Raw genomic sequence first — 18,782 nt, forward strand, 5'->3', positions numbered from 1 at the left:
CTCCTTATTTACGGGGATTTTCCTCGTCGAAAAGCATTCTATATTTAGGGCCCTCGATGTCCTCATATTGCCCGGATCTGTAATTAATAATAAAAACGTAAAACGCTCCGAACGAAATGATGAGAGCGATCGGAATGGTAAGATATAGGATGTTCATAATTGAATTCTACTCCTCATGGAAACCGAATTGAGCACCACAGTAAAGGAACTTAAGGTCATAAAGCCGGCACAGATCACCGGAAGCATGAGCCCAGAAAATGCAAGAGGGATCATAATGGAATTATAAACTAAGGAAAGGCAGATATTCTGGCGAATGATCGCTCTCGTTTTTCTGGCTATCGAAATGGACTTAGGAAGGCTGTCCAATCGATTCTTAGTCAATATAATATCCGATCTATCTAAACTCAGATCCGAACCCATTCCCATGGAGATCCCGATATCTGCCTGAGCAATGCAAGCGGAGTCGTTGATCCCGTCGCCTACCATCGCCACGATTTCACCTTGAGATTGAGCATCGAGGATCCTGTCCCTTTTTTGGGTCGGAGAAAGATTAGCAGAATATTCTGAAATACTTAACTTAGAGGCGAGCTCTTTCACTTTTGCAGGAATATCTCCGGATAGGATCTCCAGATTTTGGACCAAAGATCGTAGTTTTGAAATGCTTTTCTGCGCTTCCGCTCTTTCCTTGTCCTTAAATTCCCAGGCGGCCAAGAGTCTCATGTCCTTGGAAAGATAAATGAGTCCGTCATTCTCATATAGGGAATCGCTTGTAAATTTTCTATTCCCGATCCTATAGATAGAATCCCCGATCCTTCCTTCCATTCCTTGCCCCGGCAATTCCTCCAATGAATTCCAAGAGATCGGTCCTTCCGAAGTTAGGGCGAATGCCTTCGTAAAGGATCTTGCTACCGGATGAGAAGAATGTCTCTCCAGATCCACTGCAATGCTTCTGTATTCGTCGGCTCTTTCTGCTTTTTCTAAAATGAGTTCCCTTGCAAGTTCCAATTTCCCGACGGTAAGGGTGCCAGTCTTATCGAAGAAGATGCGATCCACTCTCGCCAAGGTTTCGGCTGTCTCCGGACTCTTGATCAGGACTCCTTCTTTTGATTGCAGAAGATGGCTTACTACGAGGGCCGCAGGAACGCTTAGGCCTAAGGCACAAGGACAGGCTACGATCAATACGCTGATCGTATTCAATAAGGCGGATTCCAGGCCGTCAAATTTCCACCAATAGAAGAATGTACAGATCGCGATCACGAGCACGATCTTGATAAACACGGATGCCATCCTGTCTGTGGTCCTTTGGATTTTAGGCTTTCTTAATAAAGATTCCTCTAATAGTTTTCCGATCTGAGCTAAGGAACTTTCTTGGGAGGTCCCTGAAGAGAGAAATAATACATCGCTAGACAAGCATAGAGAGCCTGCCTTGATCTCTTCTCCTGCGGTTCTGCGGATCGGCTCGCTTTCCCCTGTAAGCACTGCTTCGTCGAAAAATGCCTCTTGGCTCTTTAATGCCCCATCCACAGGGGCCTTGCTTCCGTGGACTAGTTTGACTAGATCCCCTTTTTGGATATTTCTCGCGGGGAATTTGCTCCAGGTTCCTTCTCTTTGCACTTCGTATTCTTCCGGAAGAAGGGACAATAGCTCTCCGATCTTAGTTCCTGCCTTGTAGCGGATCATGGCTTCCAGATATTTTCCTAGCAGGATGAAAAAGTAGATCGTACATACGGAGTCGAAGTAAACTTCTCCTCTTTCCGATACGGTAACGTAAATACTATAGAAATAGGCGAGGCTCACCCCTATGAATAAAAGTACATCCATGGAGAGAAGCTTATGCTTCCAAGCTTCGAAGGCTCCCTTCCAAAAAGGATAACCTGAATAAAAGAATACGGGTGTGGCAAGCATCCAGGAAACGTAATGAAATAGGTTTTTCATATTTACGTCCATTCCCTGGAAATAACCCGCATAGAGGCTTGCGGAGAAGAGCATGATATTTCCCCAACAGAATCCTGCGACTGCCATTCGAATACCTAGGTCCCGAAACGGTTTTTCTACTTTAGACTCGGCCTTTAGGGGAGAATATAGACTAGGAGAATATCCTAATTTTCTAATTAACTTCAGAATGGAGCTGAGTCTGACTTTGGAGGGATCGAATTCTACCTTTAGTCGTCCCGTTCCGAAGTTCAGTCTTGCGTCCTGTACTCCGTCCGTTTTAGGAAGTACTGTTTCTATCAACCAAACGCAAGCCGAGCAATGGATCCCGGAAACGGTGATAAGCCCGCTATATCCTGCTTTCGTTTTTTCAAGATACTCGGAGTAAACGGACTCGTTATCATAATCCGGAGAGGAGCCTTCTTCCGAGGAGCCGTTCCGGATGGGGTCCATGGTCTGTCCGCCCCGGATCTCATAGAAACGATCTAAGCCGTTTTCCAAAAGCATGGAAGAGAGCTCGGCGCAGCCATTGCAACAATACTCTCTTTCTTCTCCTTTTAGGACCCGAAAGATAGGAGTTCCTTCTATGGGAGAGTTACAGTGAAAGCAAAGAGTCTTTGTAAGGACAGAACTCAAATGGTAACCTTGATCTGTTTGGTCTTTTCTAAGATACCTTGTTTTGTTTTGGCTTTGATCTCTACTCTCCAGGATTCGGCGAATGGGATCTCTAATTCCCCCGAATAATTTCCCGGTTGGATCTCTTTTAGGACTACGGTTTTGTTAAAGGAATCCGTGGCGTTTCTTTCCAGCCTGAATTCCATATCTGCTCCGGTGATCGGTTCATTTCCTTTCTTTAAGGAAACGAGTATATTCTGTTTTCCTACTTTTAAGGGATGTAATTCCGAGAGAAGGGGTGATTCGAAATGATAACCGCTCGCGATCATTTCCTTTTGGGAAGCGACTGTTTGGTCATAACGCAATCCCTTCTCATAATAATCGGAATCAACCGGTTGAGTGTGTCCTGCCAAGGCGATCTTGACAGTAAAGAATGTTGCCACGAATAGACCTAAAAAAGTCAGTTTTATAAGAAGGAAGGCTCGTTTAAGACTCTTATCCATAATGTCCTCGCAACGGATTGGTTTTTCTTTTTCGCAATAGCGACCGGTAAAAGGAATGGGACCACATTGGTCTTTTTAAAGCTCGGATCATGAATATCAGAAACTTTTAATGTAATCTCATGGCTTTTTTTGGAAGCATCCAGTGCAGTCGGTTCTAGTTCTATAAAAAGCCTGTATCTTTTGTCGGAATTTGCCGGAAGTTCGACCACGGCCTCTTCCGTCCCTCCGATCCAAAGTCTTCTAATCCCTTCCAGATCTGTTTTCTCTATCTCGAATTTCAGATTTCTATTTTGTAGGGTGAGGTTTTGCATCTGTGCCTCGTAGAAGTTGCGGACCTTTCCGTCTCCTACATCCACAGGTTGTATATTCCGATCCGCTAATATAGAAAGATAGAGGGGAACTCTTTCCCAAAGAAGAAGGTTTAAAACGGTAAGTACTAATACAAGTCCTCCAGCATACACGACCGTTCTAGGACGGATCCATTTGAATGCCTTTGTTTTTTCGCGGATCTGGTTCTCCGACCAGTAACCGATCAGGGTCTTCTTCCCTTCTTTTTGCATTTGTTTGGTGCATGCGTCCGAACATTTTCCGCAGGCGATACACCATACGTTCGTGCCTTCTCGAATATCGATCCCTGTCGGACATACTACAAGACACATATTGCAGGCAGTGCAATCACCGATCTTGGTGGTTCCCTTTCTTCTAGGTTCACCTCGATTGAAATCGTACGTGATATTGATGGAATTCGTATCCATCATCACTGTCTGGAAGCGGGCATACGGGCAGGCATATTTACAGAATTGTTCTCTCACAAATGCGATATCCGCATACATCGCGAGAGTAAAGAATCCTAAGAAATAGGCCCAAGTAGGGATTTCGGATACGGATCCGAAATTTAGAAAATAGGAGAGCATGATATGCGGATCTGCAAAGTAAGCGATCCAAGCCGCCGAGGCGAGTGCGCTCACTAAGAGCCAGATCGTATGAGTAAGTGCTCTCGATGCGAAGGGAGAATCTTTCTTACCATATTTGGAGCCTTGGATCAAGCCTCCGATATAATCGAATACATCCGAATAGATCGTTTGAGGACATGCCCATCCACACCAGACTCTTCCGATAAGAGAAGTGAAGAAGAAGAGGCAAAGTCCCGCTCCGATCAAGAAGAGATGTAAGAAATAGCCTTCTTGAGGAACGAAGATATTGCCGAAGAGAAAGAATTTTCTCTCCGGAATATCCAAACGGATCAGCTGCATTCCGTTCCAACGCAGCCAAGGAGTGATGAAGAATAATAGGATCAAGACTGTTTGCACATAATTTCGTGCGGTCCTGATCTTTCCGGACATGGGGCGGGAAATAATCATATATTCTTCCTCAGCTTCCTTTCTTTAGTTCGAGGCCTTTAGATCGGGATTTCGAGAAGCGAGCCAAGCCATAACTTGGTAGATCTTCTCCGAACCCAGAGAGTTCTCATGTGCCGGCATAGGTCCTCTTCCCATTTTGGCTTTCTCCACTGGGATCCCTTTCATTACGGTTTCGTAAATCTGTTTGTCCGTATTTCCGTGCAGCCATTCCTTATCCATTAGGTTCGGGCCAACTAAGCCTTCTCCAGTCGGGCCATGGCAGGCAACACAATAGGTTTGGAATGTGGTTTGTCCCGCTGCGATAGCCTCAGGCTTGCCTCGGAAAGGATTCACTCCATCCACGGATTCTACTTTTACGTTCCGATTCGGGAATTCCTTCTCATAGTCTTGGACTTGAGCGGAATAATAGTCTGTCGTTCCCCAGTTCGAATATTTATGAAAATAGATCGCGTAGAAGATCGCGAAAACTATGCTTCCGAAGAAGACCCATTTCCACCAAGTGGGAAGGGGATTATCGTCTTGTCTAATCCCGTCGAATTCTTTGTTTGGGTCGCTCATGGATTAATCCTCCTCCAGCATTTTGTATTTAGGTTCTTCCATTCTTTCCTTTCTCGAACTCTTATATACGTAAAAGATAATGTATAAGATAGAGAATCCAAGAAGAGGAAGTCTAAGAGCTTTATAGATTTGTAAAGTATCTAGGTCCAATTTCGTTCCTCACTGAAGATTCTTGGAGAGTTCAGCCGTGTCTTTTCCTAACTTGAGAAGATATGCTACGAGGGCGTCTCCTTCCGTTTTTCCGGAAACAAGGGTCGCCACAGAGGCTATGTCCTCATCGGTATAGGGAACTCCTACCTTTCTTAAACCTTTCATATGATTTGCGATATCGGTCGCATCCAATGTGGAAGATTCTTCGAAGAGCCAAGGATATGAAGGCATGATGGAGCCTTTTGCAGTATCCCTAGGATTGATCAAGTGAGTCTTATGCCATTCCGCAGAAGGCTGGATCTGGGACTCATGAGCTAGATCCGGGCCGGTTCTCTTGGAACCCCAGAGGAAGGGATGATCGTAAACGAATTCTCCCGCTTTGGAATATCCGTCTTTTCCATAGGAATGCTGTGGATCGAAACGATCCACTTCCCATTTGAAAGGCCGAACCATCTGAGTGTGGCAGTTATTGCAACCTTCTCTTTGGTAGATATCACGTCCTGCGAGTTCCAGAGCGTTATACGGCTTTGTTCCGGCGATAGGTTCTGCGGTTTTTGTCAGGAAGAAGGGAGGAACAAGTTCGAATATTCCTCCGATCAAAATGGCAACGGTAGTGTAAGCAGTGAATTTGACCCCATGCTTTTCCCATTGCTCGGTAAAACCGGAGAACCAATCTAATAATTTATCAAACCAATTCATTGCGCTTTTGCCTCCTTGAGACCGACGCGTAAGTCGATTTCCTTGAACCCGTCACCGGAAGTGCGGATCGTACGAATTACGTTGTATATCATTGTTATGAGACCCACGAAATAGAGTGCTCCTCCGATACCTCGGAACAACCTGTAAGGTTTCAATGTCTCAGTGATCTGTACCCAGTTCGGATATTTCAATGCGCCGGTAGAGTCGATCGCTCTCCACATAGAACCTTCGGTGATTCCGGAGACCCACATGGAAACGATATAGAGAAGGATCCCAAGCGTTGCGACCCAGAAGTGGAAGTTCGCAAGTCTTTCCGAATATAGATTCGTATTCCAGATCCTTGGAACAAGATAGTAGATCGCTGCGAAGGACATCATTCCCACCCAGCCTAAGGTTCCGCCGTGAACGTGGCCGATGATCCAGTCGGTATTATGGCCAAGACCGCTTACGGAACGAATGGAGAGAAGAGGACCTTCGAAAGTGGACATACCGTAAAAGGTGACCCCAACGAGCATCATCTTCAAGGTTGCGTCGGTTTTGATCTTCTCCTTAGCTTGGGTAAGAGTAAGGAAACCGTTCAACATTCCCCCCCAAGACGGCATCCAAAGCATGATACTGAATACCATTCCTGTGGTTTGCAACCAATCCGGTAGAGGAGTATAGAGTAGGTGGTGAGGACCCGCCCAAATATAAATGAAGATCAAGCTCCAGAAGTGGATGATCGATAGTCTGTGGCTATAGATCGGTTGCTTAATATGCTTCGGAAGATAATAATACATCAATCCTAAGAATGGAGTAGTAAGCACGAAGGCTACCGCGTTATGCCCATACCACCATTGGATATTCGCATCAAATACACCTGCAAAGACGGAATAGGATTTGATCCAGCTCACCGGAATGGAGAGGTTATTCACGATGAATAAGATAGGGATGGTGACCCAAGAAGCGATATAAAACCAGAGCGCAACGTAGAGTTGCTTTTCTTCTCTTGTGAAGATGGTCCCGAAATAGTTCACTATAAAGATAACGAACCAAACCACGATCAAAAGGTCCAAAGGCCATTCTAACTCAGCGTATTCTTTGGATTGGCTTAAACCCAAGGGAAGGGTGATCGCCGCAAGAATGATCGTTAGATTGTACAATACCAAGTGTAAGTTGGCCAGTTTATCGCTCCAAATTCGGACCCTGCAAAGTCTTTGGACTGTGTGATACCCAGTGGCAAAGATGATACTGAGTGCGAACCCGAATATGGCTGCATTCGTATGAAGAGGACGTAATCTTCCGAATGTGAAGTATGGCCCGATGTTCAGCTCGGGATACACCATTTGGAAGGCAATCCAAACCCCGACGAGCATGGAGGCAATTCCCCAGACCAACGCCGAAAGCAGGAATCCTTTTACGATTCCATCGTTGTATTTTTGTTCAAAAGAACTCATTATTAATCTCTCCGGTTTTTCCGTGAAGAATATCTTCCACTATGAGATAGGATTCCTAAAATGCAAGAAATCCGGCCGGGAAATCTTATACAATAGCGTTGATATATGTCAACCGATATTTTGAGACTAAGTATTAATTGATATATTTATAATATTATTAAAATATAATTTACTTTCTTGTTGAAGTGAAAGTGAGTTTTTTATGAGTCGATCGTTCTGCCTGGAACGTTTCCGTTTGGGCAGTATGATCGATTTAGTTAGAAGTGGGAGCCTTTGAACCTTTCGGCGGCTTGTTTTTCCAATTCATTTCTATGGTCCGGATGAGCTATGTCAATAAGTAATTTCGCTCTTTGTCTTAGGTTTTTGCCATAGAGATTTGCTACTCCATACTCGGTGATCACGTAATGCACATTGGCCCTTGTAGTAGTGACGCTTCCTCCCGGTTTCAGGATAGCAGCGATCCTCGACAATCCTTTGGAGGTTGTGGAGGGAAGTGCGATGATCGGTTTTCCTCCTTCGGAAAGAGAGGCTCCCCTGATAAAATCCATCTGTCCGCCTACTCCGGAATACTGATAGGTCCCGATCGAATCCGCGCATACTTGGCCCGTTAGATCCACTTCGACTGCGGAATTGATCGCGGTGACCTTGGGGTTCCTGCGGATATTATCCGTGTCGTTAATATAGCCCATGTCCAAGAAGACTACCTCAGGGTTATCGTCCACGAAATCGTAGAGCTTGCGGGTTCCCATTACGAACGCAGTTGCGATCTTTCCTCTGTGGATCTTCTTCTCCGAGCCTGTTACTATTCCTTTTTCTACCAAAGGGATCACTCCGTCGGAGAACATCTCCGTATGGATCCCTAAATTCTTATGATTGGTAAGACAGGAAAGTACCGCATCCGGAATGGTGCCGATCCCCATTTGTAACGTTGCTCCATCTTCTACCAGGCCGGCGATATGTTCTCCGATCTTGCGCTCGATCGGATTCGGATCGGAATGCTTCGCTTCTAGGAGAGGAATATTACCTTCTACTAATTTATGGATCTTGCTTGTATGGATCAGTCCGTCTCCGTGAGTCCTGGGCATGTACCGATTTACTTGCGCGATGACTATTTTTGCGGAATCCACCGCAGCCTTGCTGATATCTATGGATACTCCCAAAGAGCAATACCCGTGTTTGTCGGGAGGGGAGACTGAGATCAGTACCACATCGATAGGAAGTATCCTCTTTCTGAAAAGGGAAGGTGCCTCGCTTAGGAAGATCGGTAAGTAATCGGCTCTTCCTTCTGCGACAGCCTGTCTTATATTGCCGGATACGAATAATGCATTTGTCCTAAATGCGGACTCTTTACCATCTTGAGCATACGGGGCTTCTCCTTCCGTATGGATGTGAACGATCTCGATATCCCGGAGATCCTTCGGGTTAGAAGCGAGACTTTGGATAAGAAGAGATGGAGCGGCAAATACGCTATGGATAAAGACCCTATCTCCGTTTTTTATCTCTGCAATTGCTTCTTCAGGGGAAACGAAATCCATAGTACTTCCTTTAATCTCTAAATCGTAAATAAGATCCGAAGAATGAGTCAAGTGGGATCGTCAGGATCTCATTTGATATTTGTCTTTCTACTCCGGATCGTGACAATGCTAAAGAACCCTCCCTCGAATGAGTAGCTTTTTCTTGGATCGGAGGATTAGGGTTCTTGGATTCTTTCGGAATTCAATACAAGGGAACGTAAAAAGGTTTATAATTTCGGAATGTTAGAAACAATGCTGGGAGATGCGTTTGTCTTTTTCCGGGAAAATCGTTTGGGGCATCTTGGTCTCGACCCTTCTTCTCTTTTTCGGATGCAAGGATCTTCTAAACCGGGAAAAGAAACCCGTGGCAAAGGAAGGCGTCCTGGATCTGAGTGCGGGTTGGGATTTCCAAAACCAAGCCCCTTTAAATTTGCAAGGAGATTGGGCATTCTTTTGGTCTAAGCTGTATCCGGAAGCAAAGCAGGAACCGATCCGGAATTTCAAACAACACAAAGATTCACTCACGGACCCAAGCTATGAGAATGTTCCGGACGCTTGGAATCATTATAAGATCGGAGAAAGCTCTTATCCGGGCTTTGGCTATGCGACGTATCGTTTGATTCTAAGGCTTCCTCATACGGAAGAGAACATGGCAATCAAGATGCTCGAAGCCTCTACCGCTTACACTCTGTATGTGAACGGAAAGAAGGTGATCTCGAGTGGCGTAGTAGGCAGGTCGCCTGAAACTGCCAATCCTTTGTATCGGCCAGGAGTGAGCGAGCCATTCATATTAGAAAAAGAGAATGAGATTGCGATCGAAGTATCCAATTATTCCCATTGGAAGGGAGGACCTTGGGCTAATATTCTATTAGGAAAACGGGATTCTCTTGTTTCGATCCGGCGCAGTCATATCCAGTTGGACGTGTTCATGGCGGGAGGCTTGTTCGTTTTAGGGCTTTACCATCTTAGCCTTTTCGCATTCTTAAGAAGAGAGGCTTCCACGCTGTATTTTGGGATACTTACTCTCTGCTCTACGATCCGAATTACAATGACGGGAGAAAGGGTATTCTATTCCATCTTTCCGAAATTCGATTTTGAATGGGGATACAGGGTAGAGCTTATTTCCGTGTATATCTTGGGGATCTTCTTTCCCTTATTCTTAAGGACATTGTATCCGGGAGAGTTCAATCGAAAGGTCTTAGTCTCCGCTTCTGTCGGCTTTTCCTGCATCTCTCTTGTGGTCTTATTCACCCCGCTGATAATCTTTTCCAAGACCATTCCAGTTTTCGCTATTTTTGTAGTCCCTTCTTGCTTCTACGTAACTTACGTGCTCATCCGTGCCATACAGAATAGGAGGTTAGGGGCAAGGATCGGTCTTTTTATCTTTCTGTTCTTATTTGCGGTTACGGTTAACGATACACTGTATGCGAATATGATCATCAATACGGCGTATTTCTCTTCGTATGCGATCGCTTCTTTCTTTGTGGCGCAGGCATTCATGGTATCGCAAAGATTTTCGAGTGCATATGCGTTGTCCGAAAAATTGGCTCACGATCTGCAGGAATCCAACCAAAGACTTATCTCTTTGGATAAGTTAAAGGATGAATTCCTTGCAAATACATCTCACGAATTGAGAACCCCTTTGCAAGGGATCATCGGGATTGCGGACTCGTTAAAGAGAGGAGTAGGCGGACCTCTTGCGGAATCGGTTGAAAGACAACTCGGAATGATCGTCACAAGCGGACGAAGATTGTCCAGCCTTGTGAATGATATTATAGATTTCTCCAAACTCAAGCATAGGGATCTTAGCCTTCATCTTCGTTCCGTGGATCTTTACCAAGCGGTGAATTTTACTTTGGAACTGAATCGGGTCGGAGTGGATGAGACTAAGATCAGACTAAAGAATGAGATACTTTCGGAGTTTCCGGAACTTCTCGCAGATGAGGATCGCTTGCAGCAGATCTTGCAGAACCTTGTGAGTAACGCCATTAAGTTTACGGAGAAGGGTGAGATCTCAGTCAGCGCAAAGATCAAGTCCTTAGGCGTGGCTGAGATCAGTGTGAGAGATACAGGGATCGGGGTCAAAAAGGAAGAACAGCAAAAGATCTTCGAGTTTTTTGAGCAAGTAGACAGAGGAGACGCGAAGAATGCGGCAGGTGCCGGACTTGGGCTCTCGATCAGTCGTGCTCTTGTCACCTTGCATGGCGGCGAGATAGGAGTCGAATCCGAATTAAATAAGGGTTCCAGATTCTATTTCACGATCCCTCTTGTTTCCGGAAGGATGTTATCCCCGAACAACGGTGTATTGAAGAATCATAGAGAACGGGATATTCATATTCCGGACCTGATCCGAACAGAGGAAGATAGGTCGAATTCGCAGGATGCTCCTCGGATCCTGGTTGTGGACGACGAACCTGTGAACCTTCAGGTGATCCAAAATTATCTTTCTCTAAAGGATATGATCTCCGTTACCGTAAATAGCGGATTAGACGCATTAGAGATCTTGAAAGAAGATCATGCATTCGATGCTGTCATCATGGACGTGATGATGCCTAAGTTTTCCGGTCTGGAAACTGCAAGAGAGATCCGAAAGACATTCTCTACCTTGGAGCTTCCCATTCTGATGTTGACCGCCAAAAATCAGGACAAGGATCTGATGGCTGCCTTGAATCACGGTGCGAACGATTATCTGATCAAGCCTTTCGATTTCGAAGAATTGATCCTACGCATCAATAATCTTTTGGATCTTTCCAGAGGTCATAAGAATCAGCTCGCCCAGGAAAGTGAGAAGAGGATCGCGGTAAATAATGTGAGGCAAAGGATCAATATAGATCTACATGATCATTTGGGCGGAAAGCTTACCGATCTGAAATTCCTGTCGGAGGAATTGCTTGCAGACGGCAATGGAGATCGCCCTATCTTTAAGAAGATCAATGAGGCGATAAACCAGTCCATTCATATCCTAAGAGAGCAGATGCTCAAGATAGAGGACTTAGGGTTATTATCCGAGAACTTCATTACGGGGATCAATTTGGTCTTATTGAGAAGATATTCGGACGTGGAAAGGGAAATGGAGTTCCAATGCCAAGAAGAGCTATTGCAGTTCTTCGAGACCCAGAGGAATGAGACGAGCATAGTAGAGCTCTATAGTGTCGTAAATGAGATCACAAATAACGACCTGAAATACGGGCAAGGAGTCTCCAAATGGAATTTCTCCATACAAGACCAGGAAGTCTGCGTGGATATGAGATCCGAATCCGTATACCATGTCCAAAAACATAAGACGGGTAGAGGCACAGAGAATCTCATCTACAGGATCTCCGGCCTGGGAGGAAAAGTAGAGATGTCCTTAATGGAAAATCTGTACGAGATCCATATAAAGATCCCAGTAAGTAAGTTTTCTGTAATATTGTAATATAAAAGAATAGGCGGCATAGCAAAATGAAGACATCCGATGTAAAAGTAGGGATCGTAGAGAACGACGAGAATTTCAGACAGCAAATCCTGAAGGCCTTGGAGTCGATTCCGGAGATAGGAGGCATTTATTATTGGGAATCAGCGGAAGCCTATCTCTCCGACGAGAAAGGGCGGAGCCTGGACATACTATTCTTGGATATTATGCTTTCGAATATGAACGGGGTGGAGCTGGCAGGAAAGATCTCTGCAAGGGATCCTGAGATCAGTAAGATCATGCTTTCCAATATGAATTCGGATGAGTTGATCTACGAATCCCTTCGAAATGGAGCGATCGGTTATATACTCAAGTCGGAACTTAAGGATATTACCGATGTGATAGATACGGTGCTCAAGGGAGGCGCTATCATTACTCCGACCATCGCCTTTCGAGTATTAAATAGTTTTAAGCAAAAGGATATTTCCGGGGAGTTCAAGCTTACCCCTAAGGAAAAGCAGATCCTAGACGAAATGGTAAAAGGGAAAACGATCGGAAGAGTGGCAGAGTTCTTAGGGGTGAGTAAGTATACGGTCCAACATCACGTTAAGAATATCTACAAAAAGCTCAACGTGCACAATAGGGCCGAGCTGGTAAGAAAGGCGAGCGATATCGGTCTATTACCTTAGGGACTAGGCGACGTGACAATTGAACCTTCTTTTTTTTCACTTTTTTTAGGAATTCGTTCATAAGCCGTTTAAGATTCATTCACATCATACGTCTATTGAACTAAATCACTTGTTTGTTTTCATTAGGGAGGAATAATGAAAGGGACGGTTGCTGGAATCAACGAGCGCTTTAGCAGAATGATCATACTAACGGACTCCGGATATACGTTCGGGATCGGAAATGTAGAATATATGCAATTAGATCATATAGTCACTGGGGATTTAAGAAGCAACGGAACTGAGATACTGACGAATATTACGTCAGGAGATGATTTCATTCTGGATATTGAGGCCTATGATTGCGATAAAGAATCCGCACTCACACTCTTAAACGAAGATTGATCTTCAGTTCTATCGTTTAGTGAAACCCGAAGAACCCTTGGGCCTTCGGGTTTTTTATTTTCTGATCGTACTTAACTTCGATTAAGAAGCAAGATTACTTAACTCATCTAAGAAGGAGACTGCAAAGCTTCCTGTTCCCTGGGATTTCTTGGCAGCGATTGCTCCCACATGACCGAATACGGCCGAAGCAGAAACGGCAGCTTGTAATCTGTCCTTTTGGACAGCTAACATGGATGCGATGAGTGCGCCTAAGGAACAACCTACTCCAGTCACCTTAGTCATCAGGATATGACCTCCCGGAACGGCTATAGTCTCTTTTCCATCGGTGATATAATCGATCTCCCCGCTGACTGCGACCACTGCTCCTGTTCGTGCTGCGAGTTCTTTTGCAATATCCACTGCTTCGCTGGACTTAGCAGTAGAATCCACTCCCTTACCGCCTCCGGAAGCACCGGCTAACGCTAGGACCTCGGACGCATTCCCGCGGATCACGGTAGGCTTGTAATTCAATAGTTCGGTTGCGATCTCCGTTCTATACCTGAGCGCTCCCGCCGCGACTGGATCCAAGACCCATGGGGTCCCCGCTTTTTGAGCTGCAATTGCAGCAGCCTTGATCGCCTTTGCATCAAAACTAGTGATCGTTCCTACGTTAATTAAAACGCCTCCTGCGATCGCTGCAAAGTCGGAGACTTCTTCTTCTGCGATGACCATGGCGGGAGAAGCTCCTGCTGCAAGAAGGACATTCGCAGTCCAGTTGGTGACCACTATATTTGTAAGTACGTGAGTGAGGGGGGCCTTGGCTCTGACTTCTTTTAGGTCGGCAAGAATTTCGGGGGCCGACCAAGTTTTCTCTTTATAGACTGACATTCGCTTTCTCCTGGGAGACCTGTTCCCGGTTCGGGTTGATTTTCCCAATAGCTCAGGAGAAGGGCCAGAAGCCAAACAAAAATGGATTTTAAAAGAGATTCGGAACAAAGAGGAAGGAGTTCCTTCACTCCTTGTTCCAATGGGGCGATTATCGTCCGAATTTAGCGGTGAGTTTTCCTTCTGCCAATTTCATAGAGTTGGCATAGAATCCAACCATGGCTCCGGAAGCGTCAGCATCCAAAGGGATCTTGTCTTTTAGAGCGATCACTTTGAAGATATAACGGTGAGGCTTGTCTCCCTTAGGAGGGCAAGGTCCGCCATATCCCGGTTTGCCGAAGTCGGTCCTTCCTTGGATGGCTCCTGCAGGAAGTGGTCCCTTCTCGTTTCCTGCCTTAGCAGCAAGACCGGTCGCATCCGCAGGGATATTGAAGACGGTCCAATGCCACCAACCGCTTCCGGTAGGAGCGTCCGGATCGTACATGGTCACTGCGAAAAATTTAGTGTCCTTAGGGGCTCCGGTCCATTGCAGGTCCGGAGAAAAATTCTCTCCGGTGCAGCCGAAACTGGAAAACACTTGGGCGTTCCCGATCATAGCACCTTCTTTTACAGAAGAACTAGTCACCTTTAGATCCGCGGCAAATGCCGAACCGGCTAACAATAAAACGGCTAAGACCAAACCGTTTCGGAAAGATTGAAATCTCTTCATAAAACCTCCGAGTTCTTTCGAAGGAGAGAATACATAAGAATATGCGCCGCGCATTCCAAATTTGGAAAAAAACAGGGCTTATGTCCGGACTCGATCAAGGATTGTGCCGTTCCGATCAGTTAGGCTTGTTTCCTTTCGGAGAACAGTGGGGGAATAGCCAAATCTGTCCCGGAATCGGACCGCAAACCTGGAAGCGGAATCGTATCCTGCTTCCTTAGCGATCTCACCAATGGAGCGATCTGTTGCCTGCAATAGGGACAGGGCAAAGGACATTCGAACGTCTATGAGTATTTCGGAGAAAGAGACATTCTCTCCAGCCAGCCTTCTTCGCAAGGTCGCCTCGCTAATTTCCAATCGGTCCGCTATATCGATTGCCTGCCAATCTCGGGCCGGGGTAGAGCTTAAAAGATTACGCACCTTTTGGGACACAGTTTCAGAAGAAGGGACCTTGAATTTCTTTCCAAACTCTCCCATCCAAAGAAGGATCTCCGTCACTCTATGAGCTGCGATCTGCTCCGAGATGTTCATCCGAGTGGTGATGGATTCTGTGGCAAGACGGAATGCGTCGGTAAATCCTTCGCCTAATGGGGAGAATACGAATGCGGATTCTATATTCTCCAGATCGTCCCGAATGGGCTTGTAGTTTTGGATGACATTCGGATGGAATGCGATCCAGGCGGACTGGAATTCGTCTCCGGAAGGACGGTTGACCACATCGAATGCCTGGCCTCCTGCGATTGCCACTGCCTCTCCCTCTCGGATCACGAACTCATTCTCGTTACCTTTTAGGGTCTTGGTTCCTTTTCGAACGAATACGAGTGTAGGAAGATCGGCTACGATCCGAGCCAAATACAATTCACTTTTCTGGATGACTGTGGCAGCTAACCCGACACCTTCTCTGGATTGGATGGCTCGTTTCATTGGGCTCTTTTTCCGAATAGCATCCAACTTAGACCGACCGATCCGGTCACTTTAGCGGGATTTTGACTAAAAAAATGACGATTATATTGGAGCCGATCGTAGCTTTTACTAACGAAAGTCTTGGTCTTCCAAGACATCTGGCAGGTGCTATAGGGCGCAAGATCTCGGATCTGCGGCTTCTACTCCTAAGAATCACCTTGAAGAAATATATTTCCAAAAGATCGCTATCTCAAAAGAAAGACCCATATTTCGTTTCATTTATTGGATGCGTTCTTTCTCTCTCTTCCTTACGAATAAAAAAAGAATTTATTTTATTCCATGCCGATCGGATACAAGCCTGAATAAAAAGCTAAATCCTTGTTTGAATTTATAGAGTATTCATAATATTTAATATAATTGATCCTTAAACAATATATTGAACGGGCGCGAAAGAAATAAAAAGAGGGTCTCTCGCTCGGATTCAAGTTCGTATACTCGATTTAAAATAGGAAAAGCGAACCTACAGGAGACCCTCTATGGCTGACAATGGCCAAACTCAACATTCTCTCGGAGACAGATCCGCCCGAGTACTTGCGAATACTACCAAAACCCCGCCTCAATACGATCTGATCACGCCTAGATGGCTTGTCCGTTTATTGGATTGGAAACCATTGGAATCCGGGACACTTAGAGTAAATCGTGTCAAGGACAACAGTTCTGTGGACGTTCTCTGCGGACAGAAGGATGAACAACCACTTCCGGAAACATTCGTAGACTACGAAGAAAAGCCGAGAGAATACACGTTAAGCGCTATTTCTACCGTTCTGGATGTGCATACACGGGTTTCGGATCTTTTTAGTAGTCCTCACGATCAGATCAAAGAACAATTACGTCTTACCATTGAAAGCGTAAAAGAAAGACAGGAAAGCGAACTCATCAATAACGACGATTACGGACTACTGAAGAATGTTCCGAAGGGTCAGAGGATCCAAACGAGAAAGGGAGCTCCTACACCTGACGATCTGGACGAGCTGATCGCGAAAGTATGGAAGGAGCCTTCCTTCTTCTTGGCTCACCCCTTGGCGGTGGCTGCTTTCGGTAGGGAATGTACTCGCAGAGGAGTTCCGCCGGCCACGGTTTCCCTTTTCGGTTCTCAATTTTTGACCTGGAGAGGACTTCCTATCATTCCTACGAATAAGCTTTTGGTCGGAGGAGAATCTTCTCCTAAGGCTCCGGGTGGAACCACTAACATTCTTCTCTTACGAGTAGGCGAGAAGAAGCAAGGAGTGGTCGGTCTTTATCAACCTGGCTTACCGGGAGAGCAAACTCCTGGATTGTCAGTGCGGTTTATGGGGATCAATCGGTCTGCGATCGGTTCTTATTTGATCTCTCTTTATTGCTCTGCGGCTGTTCTCACAAACGATGCGATCGGAGTATTAGAGAACGTAGATGTAGGAAACTACTATGACTACAAGTGATCCCTTTCCGGGCGATCTGAATGGCTGGAATTTTAGAAATTCAGGAAGAGAGGTTCCCATCGATCCGAACCTGATTGCGGAATTAGCTAGGGAATTTCTCGGCTCTTATTCGAGATCTACGGGAACAGAAGAGTTCATTTTATCGAATGCATCTGATCCGACTAGAGTTGGCTCTTCTGCAGGGAATGTTTCTTCCCCGCAAGTGCTTGAGAATATCCCTTCGAAAGCGCCTTCTACAAATTATGCGAAAGAAGTTTCCGGAACGGAATACCAGAGAATAGCTGATCCATTTAGTTTTACTCCGAGTCTGATCCCTTCGGTGGAATTATCTTCCGGGAATTTCGATCTATCTTATGCAAGAAAGGATTTTCCCATCTTGCAAGAGAAGGTGAACGGAAGGGACTTGGTTTGGTTGGACAATGCGGCCACTACTCATAAGCCTCAATCCGTGATCGATAGGCTCTCTTATTTCTACCAACATGAAAATTCGAATATTCACAGGGGAGCTCATACTCTCGCCGCAAGGGCGACTGACGCGTATGAGGCTGCTCGGGAGAAGGTGAAGCAATTCTTGAATTCTTCTTCCTCCGAAGAGATCGTCTTTGTGAGAGGAGCGACCGAAGCGATCAACCTAGTCGCGCAGACATGGGGAAGAAAGAACATTGGAAAGGATGATGAGATCCTGATCAGTTGGCTCGAGCACCACGCGAACATCGTTCCTTGGCAGATGCTTTGTGCAGAAAAGGGGGCTAAGCTCAAAGTAATTCCTGTGGACGAGACCGGTCAGATCATTCTCACCGAATACCAAAGACTTCTTACTCCAAGAACAAAGTTAGTTGCATTCACTCAAGTCTCCAATGCCTTAGGGACTGTGACACCTGTGGAAGACATGACGAGGCAGGCTCATTCGATAGGAGCGAAGGTGCTTGTGGATGGCGCACAGGCTGTCTCTCATATGAAAGTGGACGTGCAAGCGATCGATTGCGATTTCTACGTATTCTCCGGACATAAGGTTTTTGCTCCGACTGGGATCGGTGTGCTTTTCGGTAAGAAGGACGTACTGGAGGCAATGCCTCCTTGGCAGGGTGGTGGGAACATGATCCAAGATGTTACCTTTGAAAAGACGGTATACCAATCGGCTCCTTTTAGATTCGAGGCAGGCACGGGAAACATTGCGGACGCGGTAGGCCTTGGTGCTGCCATCGATTATCTGCATAGGATCGGAATGGATCGGGTAGCAGAGTATGAACATTCGCTTTTGGAATATGGGACCAAACAGTTGCAAAGAGTTCCCGGCTTAAGAATGATCGGAACTGCAAGGGAGAAGGCGGGTGTCCTGTCCTTTATACTCGACGGTTTTAAGACAGAGGATGTGGGACGTTATCTGGCACAGGAGGGGATCGCAGTTCGGTCAGGCCACCATTGTGCACAACCGATCTTAAGACGTTTCGGATTGGAAAGCACAGTTCGTCCTTCTTTAGCGATCTATAATACTTGCGAGGATATAGACGCGCTTATAAACGCTCTATTCGACTTGGTAGGGGGAAGGAGTTCCGGTCCTCTGTAAGGAATAAATCCGGATCTAAGCTAAGCCTTGGCCTG

17 protein-coding genes are annotated in these 18,782 nt (G+C 45.8%); 5 read left to right on the forward strand and 12 right to left on the reverse strand.

Features of this window, described 5'->3' with window-relative positions; translation table 11 throughout:
- Positions 1 to 4 precede the first annotated feature (4 nt).
- The 9 genes from ccoS to EHO57_RS17845 form a co-directional block, all read right to left on the reverse strand.
- A complete protein-coding gene (gene ccoS / locus EHO57_RS17805) occupies positions 5 to 157 on the reverse strand; it encodes a cbb3-type cytochrome oxidase assembly protein CcoS (protein ID WP_135589545.1) in 153 nt (50 codons plus the stop codon).
- On the reverse strand, positions 154 to 2,568 hold the full coding sequence (locus tag EHO57_RS17810) for a heavy metal translocating P-type ATPase (protein ID WP_135642358.1): 2,415 nt from the start codon (positions 2,566 to 2,568) through the stop codon (positions 154 to 156). The genes ccoS and EHO57_RS17810 overlap by 4 nt, the downstream gene beginning before the upstream one ends.
- Positions 2,565 to 3,050: a FixH family protein gene (locus EHO57_RS17815; RefSeq protein ID WP_135642360.1), complete on the reverse strand. Its 486-nt coding sequence runs from the start codon at positions 3,048 to 3,050 to the stop codon at positions 2,565 to 2,567. Before EHO57_RS17815 ends, EHO57_RS17810 begins: the two co-directional genes overlap by 4 nt.
- Positions 3,014 to 4,411, reverse strand: a complete 1,398-nt coding sequence (gene ccoG, locus EHO57_RS17820; RefSeq protein WP_135642362.1) for a cytochrome c oxidase accessory protein CcoG — start codon at positions 4,409 to 4,411, stop codon at positions 3,014 to 3,016. Before ccoG ends, EHO57_RS17815 begins: the two co-directional genes overlap by 37 nt.
- Positions 4,412 to 4,435: 24 nt before the next feature.
- On the reverse strand, positions 4,436 to 4,969 hold the full coding sequence (locus EHO57_RS17825) for a cbb3-type cytochrome c oxidase N-terminal domain-containing protein (RefSeq protein WP_135642364.1): 534 nt from the start codon (positions 4,967 to 4,969) through the stop codon (positions 4,436 to 4,438).
- A 3-nt stretch (positions 4,970 to 4,972) separates the two neighbouring features.
- A complete protein-coding gene (locus EHO57_RS19000; RefSeq protein ID WP_135642366.1) occupies positions 4,973 to 5,119 on the reverse strand; it encodes a cbb3-type cytochrome c oxidase subunit 3 in 147 nt (48 codons plus the stop codon).
- A gap of 9 nt (positions 5,120 to 5,128) precedes the next feature.
- Positions 5,129 to 5,818 carry a cytochrome-c oxidase, cbb3-type subunit II gene (gene ccoO / locus EHO57_RS17835; protein WP_135642368.1) on the reverse strand — a complete coding sequence of 230 codons (690 nt, stop codon included), beginning with the start codon at positions 5,816 to 5,818 and terminating at the stop codon, positions 5,129 to 5,131.
- On the reverse strand, positions 5,815 to 7,254 hold the full coding sequence (ccoN, locus tag EHO57_RS17840) for a cytochrome-c oxidase, cbb3-type subunit I (RefSeq protein ID WP_135642370.1): 1,440 nt from the start codon (positions 7,252 to 7,254) through the stop codon (positions 5,815 to 5,817). The genes ccoO and ccoN overlap by 4 nt, the downstream gene beginning before the upstream one ends.
- A gap of 257 nt (positions 7,255 to 7,511) precedes the next feature.
- Positions 7,512 to 8,789, reverse strand: a complete 1,278-nt coding sequence (locus EHO57_RS17845) for an acetyl-CoA hydrolase/transferase family protein (protein ID WP_135642372.1) — start codon at positions 8,787 to 8,789, stop codon at positions 7,512 to 7,514.
- A gap of 241 nt (positions 8,790 to 9,030) precedes the next feature.
- Between EHO57_RS17845 and EHO57_RS17850 the strand changes: the two genes are divergently transcribed.
- The 3 genes from EHO57_RS17850 to EHO57_RS17860 all read left to right on the forward strand — a co-directional run bounded on the left by EHO57_RS17850 (position 9,031) and on the right by EHO57_RS17860 (position 13,229).
- Entirely contained in the window at positions 9,031 to 12,183 is a 3,153-nt protein-coding gene (locus tag EHO57_RS17850) for an ATP-binding protein (RefSeq protein ID WP_135642374.1), read from the forward strand.
- Between the two features lie 26 nt (positions 12,184 to 12,209).
- Entirely contained in the window at positions 12,210 to 12,848 is a 639-nt protein-coding gene (locus EHO57_RS17855) for a response regulator transcription factor (RefSeq protein WP_135642376.1), read from the forward strand.
- 135 nt (positions 12,849 to 12,983) lie between these two features.
- Positions 12,984 to 13,229 carry a hypothetical protein gene (locus EHO57_RS17860; RefSeq protein WP_135642378.1) on the forward strand — a complete coding sequence of 82 codons (246 nt, stop codon included), beginning with the start codon at positions 12,984 to 12,986 and terminating at the stop codon, positions 13,227 to 13,229.
- 81 nt (positions 13,230 to 13,310) lie between these two features.
- Here EHO57_RS17860 and thiM read toward each other — a convergent pair whose 3' ends face one another.
- The 3 genes from thiM to EHO57_RS17875 all read right to left on the reverse strand — a co-directional run bounded on the left by thiM (position 13,311) and on the right by EHO57_RS17875 (position 15,723).
- Positions 13,311 to 14,096, reverse strand: coding sequence for a hydroxyethylthiazole kinase (thiM, locus tag EHO57_RS17865; protein WP_135642380.1), 786 nt, complete (start codon positions 14,094 to 14,096; stop codon positions 13,311 to 13,313).
- Between the two features lie 148 nt (positions 14,097 to 14,244).
- Entirely contained in the window at positions 14,245 to 14,802 is a 558-nt protein-coding gene (locus tag EHO57_RS17870) for a YbhB/YbcL family Raf kinase inhibitor-like protein (RefSeq protein WP_135642382.1), read from the reverse strand.
- A 78-nt stretch (positions 14,803 to 14,880) separates the two neighbouring features.
- Entirely contained in the window at positions 14,881 to 15,723 is an 843-nt protein-coding gene (locus EHO57_RS17875) for a helix-turn-helix domain-containing protein (protein ID WP_135642385.1), read from the reverse strand.
- A 515-nt stretch (positions 15,724 to 16,238) separates the two neighbouring features.
- On the opposite strand from EHO57_RS17875, the gene EHO57_RS17880 reads away from it, so the two are divergent.
- On the forward strand, positions 16,239 to 17,180 hold the full coding sequence (locus EHO57_RS17880; RefSeq protein ID WP_135642387.1) for a family 2A encapsulin nanocompartment shell protein: 942 nt from the start codon (positions 16,239 to 16,241) through the stop codon (positions 17,178 to 17,180).
- Positions 17,167 to 18,747, forward strand: coding sequence for a family 2A encapsulin nanocompartment cargo protein cysteine desulfurase (locus EHO57_RS17885; RefSeq protein WP_135642388.1), 1,581 nt, complete (start codon positions 17,167 to 17,169; stop codon positions 18,745 to 18,747). Before EHO57_RS17880 ends, EHO57_RS17885 begins: the two co-directional genes overlap by 14 nt.
- Positions 18,748 to 18,782: the final 35 nt, after the last annotated feature.

Source organism: Leptospira langatensis, from assembly GCF_004770615.1.
Classification (GTDB): Bacteria; Spirochaetota; Leptospiria; order Leptospirales; family Leptospiraceae; genus Leptospira_B; species Leptospira_B langatensis.